Genomic DNA, 25,875 nt, shown 5'->3' on the forward strand with positions numbered 1-25,875 from the left:
ACGGGATCAGGACACCGCACCAGGTCCAATGGCTCTGGAAGCCTCACTTTTGAGAGGGTGGGCGTATGAACGAGACCCGAAACCGCGTACTCCTGCCCACTTTCGCCGCATTGCGGTTTGCGACAGGCCTGAGCGCATGGCTTGCTCCCAAAAAGACAGGGGCTCTGATCGGGTTGGGTTCTGACCGTCAGCAGCCGCTGACCACCCAACTGTTCGGTTCCCGCGAACTAACGCTGGCCATCGCCATCATGGACACCGCCTCACCTCGGCTGCGCACGCGCGCCCTGCAGCTGGGCCTTCTAGTCGACACCTTGGACGTCGTCGCAGCGGTCCACGGCATGCGGCGCCAGACGTTGTCGCCGGCCGGCGCGATCGCCTGCGGGGGTGGCGCGGCGCACTTTGCCGGCTTCGGGCTGGCTGCGCTGACCGGCTAAAGACGGCAAGCGCGACAGTGAATGAGAACGCGGACCCGCCTTCGGGGTTTCTCGCTATTGTGCATATCTGCGCAGCTTTGAAGCGGCACACTTTTGCGGCCGTGCTAACGCCAAGAAGAATGGAAGGGAATCGAATGCCCTCACCTCGTTGGCTGGCCACACTCGCCATCCCCGTGATGGCCGGCGCCGCCCTGGTTAGCAGCGCCGCGCTTGCGGTTGCCACCCCACAAGACGACGCATACCTCGCACAACTGCGCGCCGTCGGACTCAGCTGGCCGCCCCAGACGGAAGAGGCGCTCATCGGGGAGGCGCACCTCATCTGCTACGACCTCACCTGGGGTTGGACGCCACAACAAATTGCCGACGACGTTCACGCCCACTTGAACGCGAGGGGCGTGACGTTGTTGGACGTCGGCACCATGGTCGACGCCGCGCACTCGATCTATTGCCCCGGCAACGTGTGCGACGCCCCCAGCCTCTGCACCTGACGGGCCGGCGCAGGGCTACTGCCAACGAACAACTCAACTGGCTGTAGCGTGACGGCCGTGAAGTCCTCCCTGGTGTATTCCTCCGTCGCGGTCTGCGTCGCAGCAACCGTTCTGACCCTCGCCGGATCCGGCACGGCAACCGCGGCCGGCTCGTGCCCGACAGCACCCGCGCAGAATGGCGGAACGTCGGACTGGACGCTGGCCGGAAGCACCGGCAGCGTAGCGGTTACCGGGTCCACGGACACGACGGCACCGCGCGTGGACGTGACGGCGCCGTTCAGCGTGACCCAGACCCAGGTGCATACGCTGCACGCCGGAGACGGACCGGTGGTCTCCCCCACGGCCACGGTCTCCGTCTGCTACATGGGCGTCAATGGACGTGACGGGTCGGTGTTCGACAGCAGCTATCAACGGGGCGCCCCCGTCGACTTCCCGCTCAACGGCGTCGTGCCCGGATTCCAGAAGGCCATCGCGGGGCAAAAGGTCGGGTCCACGGTGGGCGTCGCGATGACTTCCGCGGATGGATACCCCAACGGCCAACCCAGCGCTGGAATCCGGCCCGGAGACTCGCTCGTGTTCGCGATCAAGATCCTCAGCGCATCCAGCTAGCTCGGCGCGCTAAAACCCCTGTCGCTCAACCGCTCAGCGGCGCGAACATGAGCGCGGGATCAATGCCGAGTTGCTGAGCGACATGGGTGGTATCCCAATACTCGCGCCAGTAAGTGATCGAGCCGTCGCGGACACCGAAGAACGCCGTGACGTAGAACGTGACGGCGACACCGTTCATGGAGTTCACATCGACGCGCTCGACGACGACGCTGTCACCGTCGGACAAGATGGTGCGGATCTCGCTCCCCTCGACCATTCCCGTCGAAAGTGTGTTGTGCTTCTCGAGTTCCGCGCGCGCCGCGTCACGCCCGCGAACGACCGGCGAAAGAGGCACATGAAGTTGCCAGACAAAGTCGTCGGCCATGAGCGCGGTCATCCCGTCGATGTCCATGCTCTCGCCGTAAGCGGCATGTATAAAATCGACTACGAGTTTCTCGTTGTCATTTTTGGGCGCAACGCTTTTCGCCATCTTGCTTCCTTTAGACGTCATCGGCTCTATTCGCTGAACTGTAGATGCCGAGAGCCGTTTGCGTTTGGCTTCGCGCGATCAGCTCACGGACGGCGGAGGCTGATGATGGTGACGTCGTCTTCGATGTGGCCCGACGCCATCTCCGTCCAGATTCGGGACGCCGGCGTCGCGCCCGCGCTGCCGAGCGTCTGGGCCAACCGGTCCCGCTCCGCCGCCCCGTCCGCAGCAATCACCACTGTAATCTGAGCTGGCCATGAGCCCGATCGCCAACTCGACACGCCGCCGCCTGTCGGTCGCGATGAAGGACGGGTCAGCGGCCGAGCACATCGCTGCCGAGCAGAGCCCATTCATCTCCGAGTTGCTTGCCGGCCGCGTCACCGTTCACGGCTATTCCGAATACCTGCTTCGGTTACGCGTGGTGTACGCGGCCCTGGAGGACGCCATGCGGGCGCACCGCTACGACCCTATGGTCGCCGCCGTCTACGACCCGGCGTTGGAGCGACTGACCGCCATCGACGCCGATCTGCGGCACTGGCGCCCCGACGGCGCCCGCGCAATCGACTCCCCCGCGGCGATGGCTTACAGCGAGCGCGTCCGCACACTGACCTGGGGTGGCTCCCTGGTGGCCCACCACTACACGCGATACCTCGGAGACCTTTCCGGAGGCCGGGTCATTTACAAGGCTCTCGACCGCACGTTCGGTCTTCGCGGCGTCGGGCTCGCGTTCTACGAATTCCCGATGCGGTCCAAGCCGTACAAAGACGCCTATCGCGCCCGCCTTGATGCGCTCCGCCCCGGCGCTGATGACATCGATCGCATCGTCGACGAGGTCAGATTGGCCTTCGGCCTGAATCACGCCTTGCTCGACGAGCTCGCCGACCACATCCCGACTCCAGGGCGTTGACGCCCGTGCACCGTGCGCCGCCCTAGCACAACGGGGCCTACATGGGTCCGGGCAGCTCGCCGAGGTCGGAGAGTTCGGCGTGGACAGAGGTGACAGCCGCCCGGTATTGCTCCTCGCTCAGCGTTTTGTTGTAGTACCGGTTCATCCGCAGCTGGTATTGCAGATCCCGCAATTGCCTGATGCGGTCCAGCCGGGCGATGTCGCCTGGCGAGAACTTCAATTGCTCAGCGGTGATCTGGCCGGCCATGACTTGCTCGATCGGTGCGAGCCGATAGCCGCACCCGGCGAGGTATTCGAAGTACGGGCCGCAGTAGGGACGTCCGCCGGCTTGCCAGCTCAGGCGGGCGGTGTTCCATTCAAACGCCGCGAGCACCATCGCCAGGGTCACCATGGCCGGCCGTGTGTCGATATCGCCCGTCGCACTAAGGTTTTTGTATTTTGCTTCGTCGGTCCCGAGCAGCAGTTGCGCGGCCACGTGCATGCTGGCGCGGCAGTGCAGGTCGGCCAAGTAGTGGAAGTTGCGGGCAATGAAGATGTCGGTCCCGGGCGGTGGCGTGCTCCCGGCGACGATGTTGGTGCGAATCCAGTCGCGGCGCGCCGTGGTGACCGCGGCGGCGCGGCGATCCAGCTCGCGTACTAAGACCCAATCGGTATTGGCCTGTACCGCGGCTTCGGATTGCAGCTTGGTCGGCTGGGCGCCGGTGTATGTGGGGCCGGCCGTCACTTCGTTACGCGCGAGTGGGCGTCCCATGTCCCAGGTCAGGTAGCGGACGTACACATCGAGATCGGGAACGTCTGACCACTTGGCCAGATTGCCCAATGTCGTTTCACCGGGCACCAATCTGCAGATGTGAGGTTCTTGTTTGAGGTCGTCGCGCGTGTAGATCGTGCCAAGGTTGCGTCGGCAGACCGCATCCTTGGTGTTGACGTCGGCAACCCAGCCGGCCGGTCCGGCGATTCCCGGTACATAGTGGGTGATTTCAACCAGCAGGTCGTCGACGGTGGCCGACTCGGGGAAGACCCAGAAAACCCGATGGGACTCGGTGTCGTCGCCCATCGCCACGCTGTCGCGATCCAGCGTGACTTTTACCGTGTCGGTCATGCTGGGGATTATGTCCCGACGTCAGACATCCACGCCATTCACTAGATGTTGAGCCCCGAGAACATGATTCGGCTGGGATCGTACTTCTGGCGCACGGCGGTCAGCCGGGACAGGTTCGAGCTGAAGTACCGCGAGGCCGGTTGGTTAGCCTCGATGTAATTGACGTATCCCCCGACCGAGTACGGCCCAACGGCCTGGTGTGCGGTGTTGAGCCAGTTGGTCGCCGCCGCCGCGTCGCCGGTTTCGACGTACCACTGCACCAGTGCGTACTGCCGGCGCCACGGGAAGGCGGTTGCCCCCGGCGCCACATCGGCGAGGGCGCCGTCCAGCGCATGCATGATCGCCAACATGCGGCCCGCTCCACGCGGAAAGGCGTCGACCGCCTTGGCGATGCCCTGCGCGGTGGCCGCGTTGACGACGGGCAGCACGTCGGATCCGCCGACGTATCCGAGCGGTGACGGGTTGAGGTTCCCGACGGCCAGGTACTGCACCAGGTCGAGATAGTTGAAGGTGTGGTTCTCGGTCCCAGTCGGTTGCACCCCAACGGCTTTGGTGATGGCCGCCCCTACGCTGCCACCCGATCCGACCGGGCACGTCGCCATGATGCGGCAGTGCGTCCCCATTCCGTCGACGGTGGCGTCCGCCAGCGCCCAGCTGTTCCGGTCGGCGATGCGCAGCCAGTTCTGCCAGCCGACCAGTACTTGCGCGAATGCCTCGGCCGGGAAGTTGAGGTTCACCACGTCAAGATCCGTCGTGGGAAAGGTGGCGAAGGTCAGCGAGGTGGTCACGCCGAAGTTGCCGCCGCCGCCACCGCGCAACGCCCAGAACAGGTCGGGATTGCTGGCGTTGGACGCGGTCACGGCCTGACCGCCGGGCAGCACCACCGACGCCGACAGCAGTTGGTCACAGAGCAGCCCCGCGTGGCGGGAATTGGCGCCCAGTCCCCCGCCCAGGGCGTGTCCGGAGGCCCCGACCGACGGGCAGGTACCCGTCGGGATGCCGCGACCGGCGCCTGCCAAGGTCTGGTGCATCGCGTACAGGCTGGTCGCGGGCGTCACCGTGACGTTCCCCGTGCCGGCGTCGTAATTGATTCCTCCGGGCAGCTGACGCAGGTCGAGCACCATGACGCCGTTCGCCGTGGAGGCGCCGATGTAGGAATGCCCGCCGCTGCGCGGCGCCACCTTCAGGTTGTGCGCGGCGGCGAACGCCATGGCCTTCTGCACGTCAGCCGGCGACGTCGGGGTCACGATGGCAGCAGGCGTCGAACCGTTGTAGTTGGTGTTGAACACCTGCTTGGCCGACCCGAAAGCGCCGTTGTCCGGTAGCAGCACTTGTCCACCGATGGCGGTGGACAGACCCTCCCACCCGGTGGGATTGGGGGCGGCGGTGGCCCGGGCGGAGCCGAAAACCGCACCGGCGGCCAACGCTCCGGCGGTACCCCGCAGGAACGCCTGGCGTGAGATCTCACGCGCCACCGTCGGGCTCCCGCGTCTGCCTCATGTCCGGCATTGTCAAACGCGTGACAACGAAAACCTCGGTGCCCCAGGCCGTGTGACCGGATCGAAACCGATACGAGCCGCCCCGGTGATGTACCCGCCGAGCACGGCGGGCGCCGCCTCAAACAGACACGCCGCTCTGCGACTCGTATTGTCTGCAGCATGAGCGCCGCTCCGATGTTCACGCCCGGCCAGTCCCCTCGGTAGCCGGGTTCAGGCGCGTGGGTGCTCTTGTGCTGGCGCTTGCGGGCCTGGCGTTTCTCGATTCGCTGAACGTCCTTAATCTGGGCGTGGTCTCGGCCGTCATTTTCGACAGCCGGTTGAATCGCCGGTCGCCGATTCCGGGTGCCCTGAGCTTCATCGCGGGTGTGTTCGCCGTGACAACCACATTCGGGCTGTGCACGGTACTGGGCCTCAGCTTCTTGACCCACGCCGTCGATTTCCACGTGACACCGGCGATCCGTTTTCGCGGCGAGCTGGTGCTCGGCCTCGTGCTGACCGGCCTGGCGTACTTCCCGTTGACCGCCCAATCATCGGCTCCCGGCTGGGCTCTGGCGGCGATGCGCGAGCGGCCATGGCTGCTCGGGTTTCTCGGATTGGCCGTCGGTAGTGGGCAGGCGCCAACCGCAATCCCCTATCTCACGGGGCTGGCCATGCTCGCCGCCCTGCACCCGAGGCCACCGTTCTGGCCCTTGGCGATCATCGCCTATTGGGCGATCGCGCTTTCCCCACCGCTGCTGATCCTTGCCCTTTCGATGAGACGAACCATGCGCGCCAAGCGCATTCAGCGCAGGCTCGTCCGCGCCCTGACCCGCTACGGCCCGATGTCGGTGCGGCTGTTGTTCCTGGTCTTCGGGATAGGACTGGTGGCCGACGCGCTCGTCAATCACAGCGCCCTGTGGTGACGCGGCACTCTTTCTCATCTCTTGCATAGCGAGCCGCAATATCTTGTTGCGTGTGACTGATCGTCAAGAGCGCGCGACGTCCTTCGGCTCGATCGCCGAGGACTATGACGGGTTTCGTCCGCACCCTCCGCAGCAAGCCGTGGACTGGCTGATGCCACCCCATTGCGGGGTGGCAGTCGACTTGGGCGCGGGCACCGGGCTGTTCACCCGCACACTTCTGGACAGGGCGGCGGCGGTCATCGCCGTGGAACCCGATGCGCGCATGCGGGCCGTACTCACCGAGCGGTCTCCCGAGGTTCGTGCCGTCGAAGGGACCGGGGAGTCGATTCCGCTTCCCGACCTTTCCGCGGACGCGGTGTTCGTTTCGTCGGCGTGGCACTGGATGGATCCTCAACGGGCCGTTCCGGAGATCGGCCGGGTACTGCGCGACGGCGGGCGATTCGGCCTGATCTGGACCAGTCGAGATCGTGACGTTGATTGGGTGCGCAACCTCGACCTGCTGCCGGGCGAGGACACACCCGAGGCTGAATCACCCGACCGCTTCCGCCGCCGCCACGAAAACGTTGTGCTCCCCGACCCGCAGATCTTCCACAACGTCGCCCGCGAGACATTCACGTTCGCGCGGACGATGAGCATCGACGATGTCGTCGCAATGGTGGGCACCTACAGCCGGGTGATCATCGCGTCTGCGGATGAGCGCGCGGAGCGACTCGCCAATGCCCGCGCTGCCCTGACTGCACGTTTCCCCCGGGCCGAAGCGATCGAGGTCCCCATGAAGTCCCGGTGCTGGCGCGCCGATCGGATCCCCCGCGGTGTCGGACGCTAGGCGCTAACGCCTCAGGCCTGGGGGCCCTCCGACGGCGGCCAGTGCGATCCCGGCGACGCCTCGCCGGGTGAATCGTGTTCCCCGCGGGCCAGCGGCACCCACCGCTCGCTCGGGGCAGGCTGCTTCGACGACGGAAAGTCCCGCAGCTTGCCCGACGGCTTGGCATCCCATTTGGCGAAGGTCAGCGGCGTCTGCAGCCAGGTGTGCAGCAGGCAGTACACCGCCTGCAGCGAATCCAGGTGGGTGCGTTCCCAACCGTGGCTGCCGTCAAGCCCGAAGCCGACGAGCGCCGCGCGGGTGCCCGCGCCCGCCTCGATCGCCGCGGCGGCATCGGAGCGGTAGAAGCGAAAGACATCCCGCGCGCAAGGGATTTCCTGCTCCTGCGCGAGCCGGCACAGCCTGCGCGTCAGGTGATAGTCGAACGGACCGTGCAAGTCGGCCATCGGAATGGTCACGCCGTCCTCGATGGAATGCTGGCCGGGCGCGCACACCGCGTTGTCCACCGAGACCAATTCGGCGACATCGGCGGGCAAGCCGTGGCTCGCCCCGTGGCCGACTTCCTCGGTGATGGTGATCATCACCATCGTGCGGTGCGGCAGCACCACCTTGTTCTCGGCGAAATTCTTGGCCAGCGCAAGCGCGATCGCGACGCCCGCCTTGCCATCGAGGTGCCGAGAAACGATGTAGCCGTCGGCGGTCAACTCGGGGCTGGCGATAAAGGCGACGAAGTCGCCGATCTGCAGGCCGAGGCGGACGAGGTCCTCTCGCGAAGACACCTTGCGGTCGACGCGGACCTCGACGTGTTCCCAGTCGGTTGGCTGCAGGTCGATCTCGTCGCCGAAGGCGTGCCCACTGGCCTTGAGCGGCATGACCGTGCCGGTGATGAATTCGTCGGGGTCGTCGGAGAAGATCCGCACCCGGGCGCCCGCGGCGAACCGGGCCGAGAAGGTGCCGACCGGAATGACCTCGAGACGGCCGTTGTCCTTGAGCCGTCGCACCATGCAGCCGATGGTGTCGGCGTGAACGACCACCGCGCGGTCGATGGCCGCCGATTCCCCAGGGAGTTCGGCGGTCAGCGCGCCGCGCCGGGTCAGGGAGAACGGCACACCAAAGTCGTCGAAGATGTCGCCGATGAGCTGCATCACCGCGTCCGTCCGCCCCGCCGGACTTGGCGTCTGCAGCAGCGCGAGCAGCGTGTCAACCATCCACGTGCGGTCGGCCTCGGCCATGGCCGCGCTGTGACGCACGGTGTCTCCTCTCGAGTCGTCCGGAACCGCGTTCAACCTACCGCGTGGTCACCGTCGACTCACCGGTCCGGGCAGGTGTCCCCGCCGAAAGGGGGCACCCCTGTCCCCCGCCTGCCAACACGGTAGAGCACCTGGTGCCCGGACGCCCGTTGGCGCAACCGGATTCGCTCGCGCGAAGGCGGCGGACTTAGCTCATCAGATGTTATGGGTTGACGTTGGGACACACCTGCTTGATCCAGGCGGTAAGCGCATCCCTGTTGGCGTTGAGGTCAGGATCGTTGGGTTGTGCTCCGACGGTGGTGACGAAGTGCTCGATCGCGGCCTTCACCGTTTCGGGAGGCCCGTACTTTTCCAGCGTGTCGGCGAACTTGCGCGCATCCTCGGGTTTCTGGGCCACCATCAGGTTGTCTTTCGTGAAGGAAATGTCCAGGCAGGTGGATTGATCGAAGGAGCCGCCTTGCGTGGAGGACGAAGGTGTCGTCGCCGGCGGCGCCGAGCTGGGCGCCTGCGAGCCCGAGGTCGCCGACTGGCTGGACGAGGAGCCCGACGTTGACGTGCCGTTCGAGCACCCCGCTGCAACGATCGTGATGGCGACCACTCCCGCGATCATGGTTCGGTCTAGCCGCATCGGAGACTCCTCTGTTCCAACGAATGGCGTTTGCTGCATGCACCTTACCGGTAACTGACATACCCCCGGCGCGGTTTTAATTCGTATTTGAATCGGAGACGCGCTGCGGTACCTGCGTTGGTGGACGGCACTCGCCGGCTTTGTTGCCCTAGGAAACCCTTGATCTGCGAACGATTCCCGGTTGCGGGGCGCCGAGCGGGGCCGATCCGTCGGTCTTGGCTCGGCCGGCGCGCTACGCGATCGACATGAATCCCGAGGCTCAAACGACGATTCACGGAACACTTTTCGAGGAATCACGCAATTTGCTGTCCGAGCGGTTATGCTTCCGTCCACCTCTCAGCTTCGTGGATGAGTCTGGCCGCGCGGAAGCTTGAAGAGCTGAACGCGACCGTGAAAGGTGAGCTACACATGCGCCGACTGTCAGCCGCGATCTCCATCGCGGCCATCGGATTACTGGTTGCCGCGTGCGGCAGTAGCAACGAAGGTGGCCCGGGCTCGTCGACGACGACCTCGACGCGTCCGCCGGTCGCGCAGGCGGCGCTGTCGGGGTTGTTGCTCGGTTCGGCGGAGATCGACAGCGGGCTGGGTGTGACCGGATCGAAGAGCAAGGAAAAGAACGACAAGCTCCAAGACGACAACGCGAAGCAGCCGTGGCCCGCGGGCTGGAAATTCCCCGACGACTGCGTCTATGCCATCGGCCCCGGTCAGGCTCCCGTGTATGCGGGCAGCGGTTACACCGCGGTCAGCGGCGACGACGAGGTTGCGTCCCTTCCCCCGAATTCCAATGAACCGGATCCCGAGGTGGGCCAGGTACTGGTGCTGTTCCCGTCTGCCAAAGAGGCGAATGCCTTCTTCAGCAGCTCGGCGCAGCGCTGGCCGGCCTGCGCCAACCGCCAATTCACCACTCCCGCCGGGCAGGACACCCCCGAGACGGGGTGGCAGGTGGGACCGGTCTCCAACGCCAACGGGATGTTGAGCACCACCCTGACGATGACACTGCGCGACAACGGCAACGTCCTGCTGACCATGACCTGCCAGCGCGCGCTGACCGTGCGCAACAACGTGGCGATCGATGTCGGTGTGGTCCGCAAGGAACCGGCGGACTTGGCGGTCAAACTCGCCGGCCAGGTCGCCGGCCGAGTCGACAAGCAATGAGCCCGTACGCCTAGGAGGCGGACGCCAGTTCCGCGATGAGGTCCGCGAGCGCGAGGATCCGCTCCGCGTTGCGGACATGCAGGCTCTCGACCATCCGACCGTCCACCGTGATGACACTGGTCCCCGCGGCCCGCGCCTCCTCGTAGGCCGCGACAACCTTACGGGCGTCGGCGACTTCCTGCTGCGACGGACCGAACAGGTCGTTGGCCGGGCCGATCTGGGACGGATGGATCAAAGTCTTGCCGTCGAAACCCATTTCGCGGCCCTGCCGAGCCTCTGCGCGAAATCCGTCTTCATCGGTGATGTCGTTGAACACGCCGTCCAAAATCACCTTTCCCGCCGCCCTGGCACCCAGCACCGCCAACGCCAACGCGGGCACGACCGGCGCGCGGCCAGGCACGTGCAATCCGTGCAGATCGTTCACCAGGTCGTTGGTGCCGATCACCAGCGCGGCCAGTCGCTCGCTGGCCGAAGCGATCTCCTCGACCCTGAGGAAGGAGCGCGGCGTTTCGATCATCACCCACAGCTGCAACGACTCCGGGGCGCCGAGCTTGACCAGCGTCGCGGTCAGCGCTCGGACCTGATCGCCCGACTCGACTTTCGGCACCAGTACGCCGTGGGCGGCCGAACCGGCCACGGCGGCCAAGTCCTCGTCGTGCCACTCGGTGTCTAAGCCGTTGATGCGCACCACGACCTCCCGGGGCCCATAGCTGTCCGGACAGATCGCGTCGCACACCGTGGCCCTCGAGTCGGCTTTGGCGTCGGGTCCTACGGCGTCCTCGAGGTCGAGGATGACCACGTCCGCGGGCAGCGATTTCCCCTTCTCCAATGCGCGGGTCTTGTTGCCGGGCAGGTACAACGCCGAGCGGCGCGGGCGCAGAGTCGGTGCCATCCAGTGATTCGCTTCCTGTCTCGAGCTCAGCGGGGGCTTGGTGAGCGCGGCTTAGGCAGAAAGTACCCTTCGATCTCAGGTGGTGTAGCCGCGCAGTCCGTTGGCGGCGAACATCCGAAATCCTGCCGCCGCGGCGGCCGAATCCCAGGAGGGAGCGACGAGTGTCTTCACTTGGTTCGGCGCGCACCGAGGGCGACAGCTGGGATTTGGCTTCCAGCGTTGGGGCGACCGCGACGATGGTCGCCGCGTCCCGGGCGCTGGCTTCCCGCAAGCCCGATCCGCTGCTGGATGACCGGTTCGCCGAGCCGTTGGTGCGCGCGGTCGGGCACCCGTTCTTCGTCCGCATGCTCGACGGCCAGATCCCGCTCGACAACGACGACATGCCCCTGAGCCTGCAGCAGCGTCGCGAGCAGATCGCCGTGCGCACCAGGTTTTTCGATGAGTTCCTCACATCGGCGTCCAGCGCCGGGATACGTCAGGCCGTGATCTTGGCCGCCGGGCTCGACGCCCGCGCCTATCGGTTGGCCTGGACGGCGGGCACGGTGGTTTACGAGGTTGATCAGCCCGAGGTCATCGCCTTCAAGAGCGAAACGCTGGCCCGGATCGGCGCCGAACCGACCGCCGAACGCCGAACGGTAGGCATCGACCTGCGCGAGGATTGGCCAACCGCGCTGCGTGGCAACGGATTTGACCCGACGGCGCCGACGGCCTGGATCGCCGAAGGCCTGCTCCCCTACCTGCCGCCGCAGGCGCAGGACCGCCTCCTGGACAGCATCACCACGCTCAGCGCATCGGGCAGCCGGCTGGCCACCGAGAACATCACGAACATGGGCGTGTTCACCGACGAGCGCGCCCGGGCGATGCGCACCACGTGGCGCAAGCACGGACTGGACATCGACGTCGCCGATCTGGTGTGGGAGGGGGCGCGCCAACCCGCCGGAGAACACCTGGCTGCCGCCGGCTGGGTCGTCACCCCTCACCCCACCGATCAGCTATACGCCGACTACGGCTTCGTCGTTCCCGACAACGAAATGCTCAAGGAATTTCGGCACGCCATCACCTACATCAGCGCAGAACTGGGCTGACCGCGCCGACTAGGAGTCCGGCCTGGCGTCGCGCCACTCCCGCTCGAACGGCAACCGCCACGCATTGGGTGCGATCAGTTGGTGGATGGCATTGGGGCCCCAGGTGCCCGGTTGATACATCTTCGCCGGCGGGGGGTCGTCGAGCAGGTCCTGCGAACGCTCCCACAACGATTCGATGCCCTCCGCGGTGTTGAACAGCGTGTGGTCACCCCGCATCGCGTCGAGGATGAGCCGTTCATATGCCTCCAGCACGTCCACGACGGTGTCGATCTCCTGCGAGGAGAACTGCATGGACAACTTGTCCAACTTCATCCCGGGGCCCGGCCGTTTGCCGTAGAAAGACAGCGACACCTTCGAGTTGTCGGCGAGGTCGAACGTCAGGTGGTCGGGACCCTGAGTCCCGACCCCCGAGCCGGGCGGAAACATCGTCCGGGGCGCCTCTCGGAACGCGATCGAGATGATGCGGATGCCCTCGGCCATCTTCTTGCCGGTACGCAGATAGATCGGCACACCCGCCCAGCGCCAGTTGTCGATGCCGACCTTGAGGGCGATGAACGTCTCGGTGTCGGAATCCTTTGCGACGCCTTCCTCTTCGCGGTATCCGTTGTACTGGCCGCGCACCACATTGGAGGGCTTGACCGGCAGCATCGAGCGGAAAACCTTGTTCTTTTCTTCGCTGATGGCAAAAGGTTCGAGCGCCGTGGGCGGCTCCATGACGACGAACGCCATCACCTGGAACAGGTGGGTCACGACCATGTCCTTGTAGGCGCCGGTCTCCTCGTAGAAGTTCGCCCGTTGATCCAGGCCGAGGGCCTCGGGGATGTCGATCTGGATATGGTCGATGAAGTTGCGGTTCCAGATCGGCTCGAACAGTCCGTTGGCGAAGCGGAACGCCAGAATGTTCTGCGCGGCCTCCTTACCCAGGAAGTGGTCGATACGGAAGATCTGGGATTCCTCAAACGTTTCGTGCACGAAGTCGTTGAGCGCCACCGCGCTGGCAAGGTCGGTTCCGAACGGCTTCTCCATCACCACCCGCGAGCGCTCGACGAGTTTGGCGTCGCTCAGCATGGTGATGACTTCGCGCGCGGCTTTGGGGGGCACCGACAAGTAATGCAGCCGCCTGACGTTGGGGCCCAGCTCGGCTTCGGCTTCGGCCACCGCCGCCGCCAGCGCTTCGGGTCCCTTCCCCTGCGGTACGTAGGTGACGATCTTCGCGAAATTGGCCCACTGTTCGGACGTGAGCTTGTGCGTGCCGAACGACTCGATCGCGTCCTTGGCGATCTCGCGGAAGTCGTCGTCACTGAGGTCTTCCAGCGACGTCGCGACGATCTGGATGTCGGGCGCAAGCTCGGACTGGTCCAGATAGGCCAGCCCGGGGAGCAGCTTGCGTTTCGCCAGATCCCCGGTCGCACCAAACAGAACGATGACGTGGGGATCGAGGGGCTCGGTTTCGTGGCGGCGCGGACGCCTGTCGGCCGCCGGGTACGAGATGGTCTGCGGTTTCTTATCGGCCACCCCTGCGATACTTCCACCGCCACGGCGTAATGTCGCGTCCGTCACTCCTAGCTCGGCCAACGCGGCCGTCGCCGCCATGAACCGAGGATCACAATCGCCGCCCGGTTACCAGCCGGCGGATGGGGTACTGGATAGCGACGGGCCGTGCCCGACCACAGTCGATGGAAAGCGATATGACGAAACCCGACAAAGACCCCCGGGGCCACTCTCAGGAGCTCGAAGACATCGTCGACCGGCTCGAGGAGAAGGTCGCCGACGATCGGGAGGCCGAAGGCGTTGCCGGCAAGCCCAGCGACCGGGAACGCGCCCCCACCGTCGGCTCGGGCGATGAACCGCCGGATTAGACCGAAGGGCCGGGCGGGGCGCCGAACCAGGCCGTGAGCGCGTCGCCCAGGCCCTCATTAGTGGCGTTTCCGACCCAGGCCACGTGCCCGTCCGGACGAATCAAGACTGCGTCGGGAGCCGGTACGGTGCCGATTGCCGGAAGCTCCCAGTTACCGCCATATTCCGCGTCGATCAGCTGGACCGTGTCCGCCCGGGAAGCCAGGTCGAATCGGCCCGCTCCGCCGAGGTTGAGCAGCACCGGTCGGGCCCGATGTAGCAGCGTGAAAACCCGAAGTGGCCCCTCGGCGGTGACCAGGTCAAGATCGGGCATGCGCCGTCCGAGCAGCGGGTGTGCGTCGCCCAGGTCGTAGCGGATGTCCAGGCCGGACATCATGGCGGCGAACCGTTGGCGAGGTTCGTCCATGGCGAGCAGGTCGGCCATGGTGTCGCGCAAGGCCCTGGTTCGGTCGTCGGGGCGAAGAAGCGCCATCTGTGCGATCGCGTTGCGCAGCACGCGCGCGGCGACCGGGTGCCGTTCGGTGTGGTAGCTGTCGAGCAGGCTGTCGGGGGACGTGCCGTTGACCACCTGCCCCAGCTTCCACCCCAGATTGACCGCATCCTGCACGCCGGTGTTCAGCCCCTGGCCGCCCACCGGGTGGTGGACATGCGCGGCGTCCCCGGCCAGCAGGACGCGCCGGTCTCGATAGGTTGCGGCTTGCCGCGCCAAGTCGGTAAATCTGGAAAGCCAAGCGGGACTGTGTATCCCGTAGTCCGTTCCGTAGACGGCGATCAGCGCCTCACTCAGGTCGCCTACCGTGGGTTCGCTGCTTGGCCCCAGGCGCCGCTCGGTGACCATGACACGCACCGGCCCGCCCTCCTCCGACGCGGAAAGGGAATGCACGCCGAGTGCATCGTGGCGGATGCCCCATACCGGCGAATCGCCTGTCCCGAAATCCATTTGGACCTCGCCGAGCAGGTAGCTGGTCGTCGGCTCCCAGCCGGGGAAATCGATGCCGGCGGCTTTACGGACCACGCTGCGCCCGCCGTCGCAGCCGACGAGGTATGCCCCTCGCAGGAATCGACCATCGGACAATGCGACGTTGACGCCACTGTGGTCCTGGGCGATGCCCGTCACCTCATGTTCGCGATAGAACCGCACCCCCAACTCGTCCACCCAGTCGGCGAGTATGCGTTCGATCTCGTTCTGCCACAACGCGAGACCGTAGGGGTGCCGGGTGGGAAAGTCGCTGATGTCCAGCCGAATCTGGGAGAACCCGGCGACCTGGGCGACCTGGCCCCGGGCAAGAAACCGATCGGCGATGCCCCGCTGATCGAGGACCTCGATGGTGCGCGCATGCAGACCCCCGGCGCGCGCACCGATGAGGTCCTGGCCTGCGCGCCGCTCGACTATCGCCACATCGACCCCCGCCAACGCCAATTCACCGGTCAACATCAGGCCTGTCGGGCCTCCTCCAGCGATCAGCACCGCGTGGTCGACGTTCTCGTGTGACAACACTCCCAACCCCCTGCTAAGAGCGAAAATTGGCTTCGGCCAGCGATTGTGCGGCATCACCCCGCCCTTGCCGCAAGCCCCCCGGTGCGCTATAGGTTGAGAGTGGGAGGGCAATAATTCACGTATGGTCGCGTAGCGCGTCGATCGCTCGGTAGATCCGCTGCTCGCTCACCGGTCGCGGGGTGCCCAGCTGCTGGGCCCACAGGCTCACCCGTAATTCCTCGATCTGCCGCCCAAGGTCGCGGACGTCGGACGCCGCCTGCCGCGCGGGTGGCAGCGACTGTGTCAAATCGTCGTAGGCGCGCTGCACGGCGCGTACCCGCCGCATTCGCTCCCGGTCCGCGTCGATCCCGTGCGGCAGCCTCTCGAGGCGCCGGCGGATTGCGCTCAGGTAGCGGGTGAGATCTCCCAGGTGGGCAGTTCCGGTGGCGGCGACGAACCCCGGCGCCAACAGTCGATCCAGCTGAGCGCGGACGTCGGTGATCGCGTCGGACTGCGCGGGCGGCGGCCGGCCGGGCAGGGCGAGTTGCACGTCCTGCGCGGCGGCCAACACCTGCTCCATGCGGGCCACGATGTCGGCGGTCGCGGACACGAGCGCCGTGCCCACCCGCTCGCGTAGCGCGGCGAACTCCTCGCGGGTCCACACCGGCCCGGGCATCAGCGCGTCCGCCGCGGCGTCGGCGCAGTCCTCGAGCAGCGCGGTCAGCGAGCCGTCCGGGTTGGCGCCGAGCGCCAGGCGGGTCCGTGGGCTCAGTTGTCGCTCAACGGCTTTCACCGGCGACGCCACGCTCAGCCGCACCAATCGCCGCATCCCGAACCCCAGCGCGTTGTCCCGCTCCGCGGGCGTCGCAAAGACCCGCAGGTCGACCCCGCTGCCCGCGTCGACGAAGCCGGGGAAGCCGCGCACGGCGCGCCCGTCGACCGTTCGCTCGACGACACGCGGCAGCACGTCGAGGTCGTCGGGCCAGGTGCGCAGGCCCGCCCGTTCCAGCCCGCCGGCGACCGCCCCCGCCACGGCCTGACGAGCGGGCGCGGCCAGCCGTCGTTGCAACGCGTCGAGGTCCTTTCCGCGGGCGACCTCGGTGCCGTCGGGGGACTCGACGGCGAAGGTCACCCGCAGATGCGCCGGTAACTTGTCGAGGTCGAACGCGTCGACGGGCACCAGAACGCCGGTGCGACGGCGCAATTCGCGCTGCAGCGCCTCCAGCAACGGCTGCCCCGCCGGGTTGATCCCTGCCAGCACCGCACGGGCGGTGTCGGGGGCGGGAACGAAGTTGCGGCGCAAGTCTTTTGGCAGTGAGCGGATGAGCGCGGTCACCAGCTCCTCCCGCAGCGCCGGCACCTGCCAGGCGAACTCGTCACCGCCCAACCGCGCGAGCACGTCGATCGGCACGTGCACCGTGACGCCGTCGTCGGCGGCACCCGGCTCGAACCGGTAGGTCAGCGGCAGCGTGACGTCGCCCGAATGCCAGGCGGTCGGCCGCTCGGCGTCGGCGGTGTCGCCGGTGCGCAACAGAGCGTCCCGAGTGAAGGTCAGCAACTCCGGTGTCTTGTGGCGCTGCTTCTTCCACCACCCGTCGAAGTGCCGCGCGGAGACGACTTCGGCCGGGACGCGGGCATCGTAGAGCGCGTAGACCTCGTCGTCACCGACGACGAGATCGCGTCGGCGGGCGCGCTCCTCCAGCTCCTCGAGCTCGGCGCGCAGCCGCGCGTTGTCGCGAAAGAAGTGGTGGCGGGTCTGCCAGTCGCCCTCCACCAGCGCGTGCCGGATGAACAACTCCCGCGCCATCGCCGGCTCCACCCGGGCGTAACCCACGCGCCGTCGCGCAACCAGCGGCAGGCCGTAGAGCGTTACCCGCTCGTAGGCCATCACCTCGCCGCGCCTGGCGTCCCAGTGCGGTTCGCTGTAGGTGCGCTGCACGAGGTCGCCCGCGATCCGCTCGACCGCCTCCGGCTGGATGCGCGCGGCGGTGCGCCCGTACAGGCGGCTGGTTTCGACCAGCTCGGCCACGACCACCCAGCGGGGTGGTCGTTTGGTGAGCGCTGAGCCCGGTGCGAGGACGAATTGCGAGTTGCGCGCCCCCAGGTACTCGCGCCCGTCCTCGCGGCGCATGCCCACGTGCGACAGCAACCCGGCCAGCAGCGCCGCGTGCACCTGCGCCGGGTCGGCGGGTTCATCGGATGCGGTGCCTTCAACGATGCCCAGGTCGCGGGCGATGCCGCGGAGTTGCCCCACCAGGTCCTGCCACTCGCGGATGCGCAGGTAGTGCAGAAACTCATCTCGGCACATGCGGCGAAATCCGCTGCCCGTCAGCGTCTTCCGCCGTTCGCCTAGGTAGCGCCAGAGGTTGAGGTAGGTAAGGAAGTCGGAGTTCTCGTCGGCGAAGCGGGCATGCTTCTGACGGGCGGCCTCCTCGCGGTCGGTGGGCCGCTCCCGCGGGTCGTGGATGGTCAGCGCCGCGGCCAGCACCAGCACCTCCCGCACGCATCCCTCGGTGTTGGCCTGCAGGATCATCCGGCCCAGGCGCGGGTCGACCGGCAGGCGGGCCAGGCGGCGGCCGAGGTCGGTGATGGCGCCCTCGGCGTCGAAAGCTCCCAACTCCTGCAGCAGCTGCACGCCGTCGCGCACACTGCGCCGGTCCGGCGGGTCGAGAAACGGGAAGTTCTCCACCTCGCCGAGCCGCAGTGCCGCCATCTGCAACAGCACCGCGGCGAGGTTGGTCCGCAGGATCTCGGGCTCGGTGTAGCGCGGACGGGCCGCGAAATCCTGCTCGGAGTACAGGCGGATGCACACGCCGGCCGCGACCCGGCCGCAGCGGCCCGCCCGTTGAGCGGCAGAGGCCTGCGAGATCGGTTCGATCGGCAACCGTTGCACCTTCAAGCGGCGGCTGTAGCGCGAGATGCGGGCGTTGCCGGGATCGACGACGTAGCGAATACCCGGCACCGTCAGCGACGTCTCGGCGACGTTGGTCGCCAGGACGACCCGGCGCCCGGTGTGGGGCGCGAACACCTTCTGCTGCTCGGCGGTCGGCAACCGGGCGTACAGCGGAAGCACCTCGGTGTTTCTCAGTCCGCCCAAAGCCTCGGCGGTATCCCGGATTTCGCGTTCGCCCGAGAGGAACACCAGGACGTCCCCGGCTGGTTCGGCCTCGAGCTCAGCGATCGCGTCGACGATCGCCTCGACCTCGTCACGGGTCTCGGTGCGCACGATCTCGTGGTCTGGGTCGTCGGGATCATCCTCCCGGCCGCTTGACACGGGGACTTCCAGCGGACGGTAGCGGATCTCGACCGGGTGCGTACGCCCGGACACTTCGAGGATCGGTGCACCGCCGAAGTGGTCCGCGAACCGTTGCGGCTCGATGGTCGCCGAGGTGACGATCACCTTCAGGTCCGGGCGGCGCGGAAGCAGCTCGCGCAGGTAACCCAGTAGGAAGTCGATGTTCAGGCTGCGCTCATGGGCCTCGTCGAGGATCAGTGTGTCGTAGCGCAGCAGTCTGCGGTCCCGCTGAATCTCGGCGAGCAGGATGCCGTCGGTCATCAGCTTCACCAGGGTGCGGTCGCTGACCTGATCGGTGAACCGGACCGTGTAGCCGACAGTCTCGCCGAGCGGGCCGCCCAATTCGTCGGCGATGCGCTGCGCGACCGTGCGGGCGGCCAGCCTCCGGGGCTGGGTGTGCCCGATGGTTCCGCGGACGCCCCGGCCGGCGTCGAGACAGATTTTGGGCAGTTGCGTGGTCTTTCCCGAACCGGTTTCACCGGCGACGACGACGACCTGGTTCGCCCGAATCGCGTCGGCGATCTCCTGCCGGCGCCCGCTGACCGGGAGATCGGGATAGCTGATGGCCGGCACCGCGGCCTGCCGCGTGGCGACGAGCGCTTCGGCCCGGGTGATCTGCTCGGCGAGTTGTCGGAGCTGGTCGGGTTTGGCTCCGCGCAGGTTCTTCAGGCGCCTTCCGAGGCGTGCGGCGTCGCGGGTTGTCAGACCGTCAAGGCGGGTGCGCAGTTCGGCGACGGACAGTTCGGCCACTGGGGCCAGGGTAGGCGTGCGGTCGCCGTGGGCCGTTCGCCGAGCGTGGGTCTACGAACGAATTCGAGCCAGTTTTCATACGTAGGGCCCACACTCGGCGCCCTAGGGTGAACCCATGAGTCTCGTCACGTATGAGCTTGACGACCACGTCGCCACCATCACCCTCAACCGCCCCGAGGCTCGCAACGCCATCAACGGGCCTCTTCGCCAGGACTTGAACGCGGCGTGGGAGCGGTTCCGCGACGACCTGGACGCGTGGGTCGCGATCCTGACCGCCAGCGGCAGCGTCTACTGCGCCGGCGGCGACCTCAAGGACGGCGAGGGCTCGGTGGGCACCTTCGGCGGCACCTTCTGGGAGAAGCCGACGATCAACTCCTTCGAGTCCGGGATGGAGTTGTTCAAGCCGACCATCGCCGCCGTGCACGGGCCTTGCATCGGCTACGGAGTGACCGGCGTGCTCTTCTGCGACTTCGTCATCGCCAGCACCGAGGCGACCTTCTGCTTTCCGGAGGTGTCGATCGGCGTGCCCACCATCGTCGGGGCCATCCGGCTGCCCCAGCGGGTCGGCTGGGCCAACGCCATGGAACTCCTCCTGACCGGCAAGCCCATGAGCGCCGAGCGGGCCAAGGAGATCGGCCTGGTGTGGAAGCTCGTAGAGCCGGACGACTTGCAGGCTGAGGCCCGGGCCTGGGCCCGGACCCTGACCGAGGCCGCTCCCCTGGCCCAGCGGGCGACCAAGGAAGTGGCGTGGCGGACGGCGGACATGGGCTGGATCGAGGCCGTTCGCTTCGGGGAGACCATGCGCAAGGTGGCCGGGGCGACCGAGGACGTCGCCGAGGGGCTCCGGGCGTGGGCCGAGAAGCGCAAGCCCCAGTGGCGCGGCCGCTAGGAATGGGTGAGCGATTGCGTGCCGAGCTGGGCATGGTCCGTGAGGGCGGTGGGCCCGGCGCCGACCATGCCGAGATCGCGCTCGGGGACGGGCCGATCAGGCGGCGACTGGAATCGTCGATCCGCGCGCTGGCCGAGCACCGCGGCCCGCGGAGCAGCATCTGCCCGTCGGACGCCGCCCGGGCCGTGGGTGGCGAGAACTGGCGCGAGCTGATGCCCGACGCGCGTGACGTCGCGCGGCAGCTCGCCAGATCGGGTGACGTGGAGATCACGCAGCGCGGCACCGCCGTCGATCCCGAGGGCGACTGGACCGGCCCCATTCGCATCCGGACTACCGCCGACTGAGAGCTTCCGTTGCGCCGCAACATGATTCGGCGGTATGCGTTCGCTTCCTCGCCCCAGCGTCAACCGGCGGGACCGCTGCGGCTGGTGATGTGACAGGATTTCGGCATGAGTGGACGCAGATTTGGTCGCATAGTTGGTGTGTCGGTGGCGACGACCTGGGCTGCACTGAGCATCCCCGTCTGGGAATCGTCAGTCCTGCCCACCGCTGCCGCCGACGCATGCTCCGACGTCTCGGTGGTCTTCGCCCGCGGCACTCATCAGGAGCCCGGTGTGGGCAACATCGGGCAGGCGTTCGTGGACTCGCTCACCTCGCAGCTCGGCGGTAAGTCCGTCGACGTCTACGCGGTCAACTATCCGGCCAACGACGACTACCACAACAGCGCGAACGCCGGATCCACTGACGCGAGCACGCACATCCAAGACACCGTCGCCAGCTGCCCGAACTCGAGGATCGTCCTCGGCGGATACTCGCAGGGCTCGACGGTGATCGATCTGGCGACCAACGCGATGCCGCCCTCGGCCGCCGATCACGTCGCCGCCGTCGCCCTCTTCGGCGAACCCAGCAGCGGATTCTCGTCCATGTTGTGGGGCGGACAACCGCTACCGACGATCAATCCGGCGTACGGATCCAAGACCATCAGCCTGTGCGCCCCCGACGACCCGATCTGCTCCGGAGGCGGCAACATCATGGCGCACGTCTCCTACATCGACGCCGGAATGACCGCCCAGGCCGCGACGTTCGCGGCCAACAAGATCAACCAGGGCCCGGCGCCGCGCGTCTGAGGCGCGCGCCCGTCAGTCGTTCGCGCGTTCCTCTTGCCGCTGCCGCTTCTCGGCGGCCGCCAGTTGCGCGACGCGGTCCGCCTCGGAGCGCTTTTCGGCGGCGTCGCCCAGCTTGTCCTCGGCCTCGTCGATCTTCGCCGCCGCGGCCTTGGACGCGGCCTTCTCGGCGGCCTGAGTCCTGGTCTCCACCTGGCGTTTAGCCGACTCGACCGTCCGCTTCTGCCTGTCCGCCGCCTCGTCGGCGCGCCGCTTCGCCGCGGCGCTCTGCTGCTGGGCCGATTGCGCGGTTTCCCGTTTGCGTTGCTCGGCGGCGTTGCGGGCCTCTGTGATCTCCTGCTGCGTGGCCGCCTGCGCTTCCTGCCGGTCCTCGATCGCCTCGTCGCGGGCGCCCTTCAGCTTCGCGTCGGCCTGTTCCTTGCGGGCCGCGGCCTTCGCGTCCAGCTGCGCCGCGCGGCCCAGCGCGTCGCTGCGCTCGACGAGCGCCGTCCCCCGCTCGACCAGCTTCGGGTCATCGAGCACATTGCCGACCGTGGTGTCCAGCATGCCGAGCGAGCGCTCGAACAGCAGCCGCGCGGGCGCTTCGGTCGGGATTCGGGTGACGACCCGGTCCTCGATGACCTGCAACGGGAATCGGGCCAGCTGGTAGTGGAACCGCAGAACTGCGAACGGGACTTCGGATATTCTCATCAACTTCTCCTGTGTGTGGCCCGTCGTCAGGGCAGGTCGGCTTCGTCGGTCACGTTCTGGGCTTGACGTCGCAGGCGGTCGGCCTCCGACTCTTCGTTGCGCGCCACCTGGACCGACGTCTGGTGCTCGGCGACGGCGTCGATGATGTCCTCCGACGCTTCACGGATCTCGGCGCGCTCTTCGGCCTTCGCTCGCTGCGCTTCCCGCTGCGCGTCCAGCTCGGCCTGGGTCGTCTCGGCGGTCGCCCGCTGCCGCGCGGCCTGCTCGGCGGCCCGCTTCTGAGCCACCGCCTGGGCTTCGATCGATTCCTCGGCGGCGACCGCTTGTGCGTTTGCCGCGACGCGCTCTTGGGCGCCCTGTACCTTGGCCTCGGCCGCGGCGTCCTGCGCCTGCTTGGCCTGCGCCTCGGCGACGGCCTCCATCGCGTTCGCTTCCTTGCGCTCGTGCGCCTGGGTCTGCTCGAGTTGCCCCTCGGCGGTCAGCGACTCGTTGCCGGTAACGGCCCCGACGACCTCTTTGGCTTTGCCTTTGACCGAATCGATCAGGCCCCTGCGCGCTTCGTCGGCTTTGTTCTGCTCGCTCATCGAAAATCTCCTTGCGGCCTTTAGCCAAGAATTGCGTGCGTTCGTGTCACGCCAAGTGGTTCCACCGATGACGCCGATCAAACCCGCATGTGACCTGCGTCACCCACGCGTGGAGCCGGATGGGCGGCCCGGATGTTAATGAATTCGCCAGCACTGCAACAAAATTCGAACCGGGTGCGGTTGTCGCGGATGGGCGGCACTCAGCGCGGTACAGGCGCGGGTGGCCGATCGACTACGGTCGACCGTATGTCGAAAGCCTCCGGTAACGACCTCATCGACGACGTCACCCCTGGCGACTTCATCGCCGTCGACTGTGGGTCGGGCGAACAGCCCTACAAGGTGGTGTTCAAAGACTCCACCGACGCCGGTTACACCGTCACCTTCCAGGGCGACGACGGGGAGACCTTTCAGCTCGACCTGCCCGCCGGCACCACGGTGACGAGGTCGCTGGAGTCGAAGTGGGAATCCGTGCAAAGTCCCACTCCGCACTCGGAATCCTAGGTACTCGGCGTCCAACCGCCCGGATGCTGCTCATACGTGACGCGATCGCAGGGCGGGCGCCGCTGATTGCCCAGTAATCGCAGCATTCCGTTTGGGCGCGTTCTGGGCGGGAATGCAACGTCCCAACGGAGCGGCGTGAGTTGTTCGAGAACACGGACGACTGCGTCCGGGTGGCGATGCGACCCGGCATGAAAGCCGGGTGAGCGACACCGAAAGCCCAGGAAAGGACGGGCGTCAGCGATGACAGCACAGCCCCCTAATCCCGACCCGGTACAAACGCCCGGGCTCGAGGCCGGTGGCGGCGTCCCACCGGGATCCACCCCCCCTGCGGCGCCGCAAACAGCGGGCCTGGGTGAGCACCAACCGCCGCCCACCGGGCGATTCACCCCCAGTTCCGTACTCACGGTGATCGCCGTTTGCGTCTTCGTCGTGGTCTTCCTCGCGGTAGCGGTGCTGCTCGTCATGAAAATGGTTGGGGCGTCTTAAGATGACCGTCACCGCTGACGATGTCCGGCGGCTACTCGACTGCCAAGATGAGCAAGCCGCGCTGGTCGCGATCGAGGGCCGCATAGACGTGGCCTCGCCGGCGGAGTTGGATGCGCCGGATTACCGTGGCGCCCTACAGATCGCGACGCGCCAAGAGGTGCTGGACCGGGCCGGGGGCGCGCAGCTCTCGGAACGCGAGCTGGCCGAACAGGCCGAGGAGCTCGACACTGCGCTCCGCAATTTGGGTGCCTGACACTCGCTGCGGCCGCTGCAGGAAATCTCCGTGAACTCCGCAGCCGAAGGCCGCGGCGAAGTAGTCTGCCCGGAAGGGGGCTAGTAGCCGACGGGCGGAAGGTCGGAGCATGCGGCTGGTCGTCGATCTCAACAAGTGCCAGGGCTACGCGCAGTGTGTCCCCCTGGCCCCCGACGTTCTGCAGCTCGTCGGCGAGGAAGCGCTGGCCTACGACCCCAATCCGAACGACTCCCAACGCCTGCGCGTGCTGCGCGCGGCGGCCTCCTGCCCGGTGCAGGCGATCATCCTCGAAGTGGATCCGCCCGCTGACCGGGACGCCCGGTGAGCACCGCTTCCCTCGTCAGCCAGCTCGTCGATTCGTTCAAGTCCGATGGCCGAATCGTCATCGTCGGCGCCTCACTGGCCGGCCTGCGTGCGGCCGAAACGTTGCGGCAGAAAGGGTTTCGAGGCCCGCTCACCATCATCGGTGACGAGCCGCATGAGCCCTACGACCGCCCGCCCCTGTCGAAGCAGGTATTGAAGGGTTGGGTGCCCGCCGACCACACGAAGCTGCCCCGCCTGAGAACCGTCGACGCGGACTGGCGGTTAGGCGTCGCGGCGGTGGGATTGGACCGGTCCAACCGTCAAGTGTTGCTGGCCAACGGCGAGAAGGTCGACTACGACCGGCTGCTGATCGCCACCGGGACCAGGGCCCGGCCATGGTTCAACCCGGAGGAGGCCGCCCTGACCGGTTTGTTCACCGTGCGCACCCGTGATGATGCGGCAAGGTTGGCCGCCGCGCTGAAGGACCGACCCCGCCGGGTGCTCGTCGTCGGGTCCGGTTTCGTGGGTTCAGAGATCGCGTCGGTCTGCCGGGACCTCGACCTGCCGGTGACGGTCGCCGAGCGCGGCAAGGCGCCGCTCGCCGGCGCGCTCGGCGGCGTGATCGGCGATATCGCCGCACGAATGCAGATCGAGGCCGGTGTCGACCTGCGCACGGGTGTGGCGGTCGACGGCCTCGACGGCGACGCCGACGGCCGCGTTTGTGCCGCCCGCCTCTCGGACGGCACCCTGCTGGACGTCGACGTGGTGGTCGCCTCGCTGGGATCGATCCGCAACGTGGAATGGCTCGACGGCGCACAGCTGGCGAGTGGCTTTTGGGGAGTGGCGTGCGACGCCGGCTGCCGCGCGTTCGACATCAACGGTGTGGTGACCGACAACATCTTCGTCGCCGGAGACGTCGCGCGCGCGCCGCATGTCCTCTACGAGTACCAGTTCATGTCCCAAGAGCATTGGGACAACGCAGTTTTCGGCGCCGAGGTGGCGGCGAACAATATGATCAGCCTGGAGCTGGGGCGCCGGCCGCACCTGCCGCTGCCGTCGTTCTGGTCCGGCCAGTTCGGCGTCAACATCAAAAGCGTCGGAGTGTGCTCGTTCGGCGACGAGATCGTCTTCACCCAGGGTTCGATCACGGAACGCCGCTTCGCGGCCGCCTACGGCTACCGGGGTCGAATCGTGGGGGCGGTGACGTTCAACCATGGCAAATGGTTGCCGTACTACGCCTCGCTCATCGAGCGGTCGGCGCCCTTCCCGCCGCCCCCGCCGGGATACGACCGTCCGGTCATCTTTGAGCCGATGCCGGCCCGGTTCCCCGATCCCCGCGAACCGACCGCCATGCCCGACGTGGTGCTGACCGGACACGACCCGACCTCGCGTGGTGCCGAATTCCGGCCCCGGGTCCGCTGACGGT

At 67.2% G+C, this 25,875-nt stretch carries 29 protein-coding genes; 17 read left to right on the plus strand and 12 right to left on the minus strand.

Annotated features, from left to right (window positions below; all coding sequences use genetic code 11):
* Positions 1 to 65: 65 nt before the first annotated feature.
* From A5758_RS19770 to A5758_RS19780, 3 genes are all read left to right on the plus strand, one after another.
* Positions 66 to 434 (plus strand): hypothetical protein, encoded by a 369-nt coding sequence (locus A5758_RS19770; RefSeq protein WP_067743425.1) that lies wholly within the window; start codon positions 66 to 68, stop codon positions 432 to 434.
* 176 nt (positions 435 to 610) lie between these two features.
* Positions 611 to 922 carry a DUF732 domain-containing protein gene (locus tag A5758_RS19775; RefSeq protein ID WP_082939777.1) on the plus strand — a complete coding sequence of 104 codons (312 nt, stop codon included), beginning with the start codon at positions 611 to 613 and terminating at the stop codon, positions 920 to 922.
* A gap of 57 nt (positions 923 to 979) precedes the next feature.
* Positions 980 to 1,531 (plus strand): FKBP-type peptidyl-prolyl cis-trans isomerase, encoded by a 552-nt coding sequence (locus A5758_RS19780; protein ID WP_067743899.1) that lies wholly within the window; start codon positions 980 to 982, stop codon positions 1,529 to 1,531.
* Positions 1,532 to 1,556: 25 nt separating this feature from the next.
* Here the strand turns inward: A5758_RS19780 and A5758_RS19785 are convergent, their stop codons facing one another.
* Together A5758_RS19785 and A5758_RS25890 are read right to left on the minus strand one after the other, a co-directional pair.
* Positions 1,557 to 2,000 carry a nuclear transport factor 2 family protein gene (locus tag A5758_RS19785; protein ID WP_067743432.1) on the minus strand — a complete coding sequence of 148 codons (444 nt, stop codon included), beginning with the start codon at positions 1,998 to 2,000 and terminating at the stop codon, positions 1,557 to 1,559.
* Positions 2,001 to 2,083: 83 nt separating this feature from the next.
* On the minus strand, positions 2,084 to 2,233 hold the full coding sequence (locus A5758_RS25890; RefSeq protein WP_197503985.1) for a hypothetical protein: 150 nt from the start codon (positions 2,231 to 2,233) through the stop codon (positions 2,084 to 2,086).
* Positions 2,234 to 2,253: 20 nt separating this feature from the next.
* Here A5758_RS25890 and A5758_RS19790 point away from each other — a divergent pair, with 20 nt between their 5' ends.
* Positions 2,254 to 2,904 carry a heme oxygenase (biliverdin-producing) gene (locus tag A5758_RS19790; protein WP_067743435.1) on the plus strand — a complete coding sequence of 217 codons (651 nt, stop codon included), beginning with the start codon at positions 2,254 to 2,256 and terminating at the stop codon, positions 2,902 to 2,904.
* A gap of 37 nt (positions 2,905 to 2,941) precedes the next feature.
* Here A5758_RS19790 and A5758_RS19795 read toward each other — a convergent pair whose 3' ends face one another.
* Both A5758_RS19795 and A5758_RS19800 read right to left on the minus strand, forming a co-directional pair.
* Positions 2,942 to 4,006 carry a hypothetical protein gene (locus tag A5758_RS19795; protein ID WP_067743437.1) on the minus strand — a complete coding sequence of 355 codons (1,065 nt, stop codon included), beginning with the start codon at positions 4,004 to 4,006 and terminating at the stop codon, positions 2,942 to 2,944.
* Between the two features lie 41 nt (positions 4,007 to 4,047).
* A complete protein-coding gene (locus A5758_RS19800) occupies positions 4,048 to 5,481 on the minus strand; it encodes an FAD-binding oxidoreductase (RefSeq protein WP_067743440.1) in 1,434 nt (477 codons plus the stop codon).
* 242 nt (positions 5,482 to 5,723) lie between these two features.
* Between A5758_RS19800 and A5758_RS19805 the strand changes: the two genes are divergently transcribed.
* Together A5758_RS19805 and A5758_RS19810 are read left to right on the plus strand one after the other, a co-directional pair.
* Positions 5,724 to 6,407, plus strand: coding sequence for a GAP family protein (locus tag A5758_RS19805; protein ID WP_067206372.1), 684 nt, complete (start codon positions 5,724 to 5,726; stop codon positions 6,405 to 6,407).
* A 52-nt stretch (positions 6,408 to 6,459) separates the two neighbouring features.
* The gene (locus A5758_RS19810; protein ID WP_067743444.1) at positions 6,460 to 7,233 is read left to right on the plus strand and encodes a class I SAM-dependent methyltransferase; all 774 of its coding nucleotides are present in this window, start codon (positions 6,460 to 6,462) and stop codon (positions 7,231 to 7,233) included.
* Between the two features lie 11 nt (positions 7,234 to 7,244).
* Here the strand turns inward: A5758_RS19810 and A5758_RS19815 are convergent, their stop codons facing one another.
* Positions 7,245 to 8,480 (minus strand): osmoprotectant NAGGN system M42 family peptidase, encoded by a 1,236-nt coding sequence (locus tag A5758_RS19815; RefSeq protein ID WP_156622721.1) that lies wholly within the window; start codon positions 8,478 to 8,480, stop codon positions 7,245 to 7,247.
* Between the two features lie 202 nt (positions 8,481 to 8,682).
* Positions 8,683 to 9,108, minus strand: a complete 426-nt coding sequence (locus A5758_RS19820; RefSeq protein WP_067743447.1) for a hypothetical protein — start codon at positions 9,106 to 9,108, stop codon at positions 8,683 to 8,685.
* Positions 9,109 to 9,516: 408 nt separating this feature from the next.
* On the opposite strand from A5758_RS19820, the gene A5758_RS19825 reads away from it, so the two are divergent.
* Entirely contained in the window at positions 9,517 to 10,263 is a 747-nt protein-coding gene (locus A5758_RS19825) for a sensor domain-containing protein (protein WP_067743902.1), read from the plus strand.
* Between the two features lie 10 nt (positions 10,264 to 10,273).
* Here A5758_RS19825 and A5758_RS19830 read toward each other — a convergent pair whose 3' ends face one another.
* Positions 10,274 to 11,155: a CoA ester lyase gene (locus tag A5758_RS19830; RefSeq protein ID WP_067743450.1), complete on the minus strand. Its 882-nt coding sequence runs from the start codon at positions 11,153 to 11,155 to the stop codon at positions 10,274 to 10,276.
* A 161-nt stretch (positions 11,156 to 11,316) separates the two neighbouring features.
* Here A5758_RS19830 and A5758_RS19835 point away from each other — a divergent pair, with 161 nt between their 5' ends.
* Entirely contained in the window at positions 11,317 to 12,240 is a 924-nt protein-coding gene (locus tag A5758_RS19835) for a class I SAM-dependent methyltransferase (protein WP_067743452.1), read from the plus strand.
* Between the two features lie 9 nt (positions 12,241 to 12,249).
* Here the strand turns inward: A5758_RS19835 and zwf are convergent, their stop codons facing one another.
* On the minus strand, positions 12,250 to 13,755 hold the full coding sequence (gene zwf / locus A5758_RS19840; RefSeq protein WP_067743453.1) for a glucose-6-phosphate dehydrogenase: 1,506 nt from the start codon (positions 13,753 to 13,755) through the stop codon (positions 12,250 to 12,252).
* Positions 13,756 to 13,916: 161 nt separating this feature from the next.
* On the opposite strand from zwf, the gene A5758_RS19845 reads away from it, so the two are divergent.
* Positions 13,917 to 14,099 (plus strand): hypothetical protein, encoded by a 183-nt coding sequence (locus tag A5758_RS19845; protein WP_067743455.1) that lies wholly within the window; start codon positions 13,917 to 13,919, stop codon positions 14,097 to 14,099.
* Here A5758_RS19845 and A5758_RS19850 read toward each other — a convergent pair.
* Positions 14,096 to 15,595: an FAD-dependent monooxygenase gene (locus tag A5758_RS19850; protein WP_067743457.1), complete on the minus strand. Its 1,500-nt coding sequence runs from the start codon at positions 15,593 to 15,595 to the stop codon at positions 14,096 to 14,098. The two genes, A5758_RS19845 and A5758_RS19850, sit on opposite strands and share 4 nt — an antisense overlap.
* Before the next feature lie 115 nt (positions 15,596 to 15,710).
* Positions 15,711 to 19,619: an ATP-dependent RNA helicase HrpA gene (gene hrpA, locus A5758_RS19855; RefSeq protein ID WP_067743459.1), complete on the minus strand. Its 3,909-nt coding sequence runs from the start codon at positions 19,617 to 19,619 to the stop codon at positions 15,711 to 15,713.
* Between the two features lie 115 nt (positions 19,620 to 19,734).
* On the opposite strand from hrpA, the gene A5758_RS19860 reads away from it, so the two are divergent.
* The 3 genes from A5758_RS19860 to A5758_RS19870 all read left to right on the plus strand — a co-directional run bounded on the left by A5758_RS19860 (position 19,735) and on the right by A5758_RS19870 (position 21,635).
* Positions 19,735 to 20,508: an enoyl-CoA hydratase/isomerase family protein gene (locus A5758_RS19860; protein WP_067743461.1), complete on the plus strand. Its 774-nt coding sequence runs from the start codon at positions 19,735 to 19,737 to the stop codon at positions 20,506 to 20,508.
* A 2-nt stretch (positions 20,509 to 20,510) separates the two neighbouring features.
* Entirely contained in the window at positions 20,511 to 20,852 is a 342-nt protein-coding gene (locus A5758_RS19865) for a DUF3253 domain-containing protein (RefSeq protein ID WP_082939780.1), read from the plus strand.
* A gap of 105 nt (positions 20,853 to 20,957) precedes the next feature.
* A complete protein-coding gene (locus tag A5758_RS19870) occupies positions 20,958 to 21,635 on the plus strand; it encodes a cutinase family protein (protein ID WP_067743463.1) in 678 nt (225 codons plus the stop codon).
* Between the two features lie 12 nt (positions 21,636 to 21,647).
* Here the strand turns inward: A5758_RS19870 and A5758_RS19875 are convergent, their stop codons facing one another.
* Both A5758_RS19875 and A5758_RS19880 read right to left on the minus strand, forming a co-directional pair.
* Positions 21,648 to 22,322: an IF2 family translation initiation factor gene (locus tag A5758_RS19875; protein ID WP_067743465.1), complete on the minus strand. Its 675-nt coding sequence runs from the start codon at positions 22,320 to 22,322 to the stop codon at positions 21,648 to 21,650.
* Between the two features lie 26 nt (positions 22,323 to 22,348).
* The gene (locus tag A5758_RS19880) at positions 22,349 to 22,906 is read right to left on the minus strand and encodes a CsbD family protein (RefSeq protein ID WP_067743467.1); all 558 of its coding nucleotides are present in this window, start codon (positions 22,904 to 22,906) and stop codon (positions 22,349 to 22,351) included.
* A gap of 246 nt (positions 22,907 to 23,152) precedes the next feature.
* Here A5758_RS19880 and A5758_RS19885 point away from each other — a divergent pair, with 246 nt between their 5' ends.
* From A5758_RS19885 to A5758_RS19905, 5 genes are all read left to right on the plus strand, one after another.
* On the plus strand, positions 23,153 to 23,407 hold the full coding sequence (locus A5758_RS19885) for a hypothetical protein (protein WP_067743469.1): 255 nt from the start codon (positions 23,153 to 23,155) through the stop codon (positions 23,405 to 23,407).
* Between the two features lie 240 nt (positions 23,408 to 23,647).
* Positions 23,648 to 23,893 carry a DUF6480 family protein gene (locus A5758_RS19890; protein WP_067743474.1) on the plus strand — a complete coding sequence of 82 codons (246 nt, stop codon included), beginning with the start codon at positions 23,648 to 23,650 and terminating at the stop codon, positions 23,891 to 23,893.
* A gap of 1 nt (position 23,894) precedes the next feature.
* Positions 23,895 to 24,146 (plus strand): hypothetical protein, encoded by a 252-nt coding sequence (locus A5758_RS19895; protein WP_067206422.1) that lies wholly within the window; start codon positions 23,895 to 23,897, stop codon positions 24,144 to 24,146.
* Positions 24,147 to 24,255: 109 nt separating this feature from the next.
* Positions 24,256 to 24,471 (plus strand): ferredoxin, encoded by a 216-nt coding sequence (locus A5758_RS19900; protein WP_067206425.1) that lies wholly within the window; start codon positions 24,256 to 24,258, stop codon positions 24,469 to 24,471.
* Positions 24,468 to 25,871 (plus strand): NAD(P)/FAD-dependent oxidoreductase, encoded by a 1,404-nt coding sequence (locus A5758_RS19905; protein WP_067206428.1) that lies wholly within the window; start codon positions 24,468 to 24,470, stop codon positions 25,869 to 25,871. The genes A5758_RS19900 and A5758_RS19905 overlap by 4 nt, the downstream gene beginning before the upstream one ends.
* Positions 25,872 to 25,875 lie beyond the last annotated feature (4 nt).

This window comes from Mycobacterium sp. 852014-50255_SCH5639931, assembly GCF_001665605.1.
In the GTDB taxonomy this organism is placed as follows: Bacteria; Actinomycetota; Actinomycetes; order Mycobacteriales; family Mycobacteriaceae; genus Mycobacterium; species Mycobacterium paraffinicum.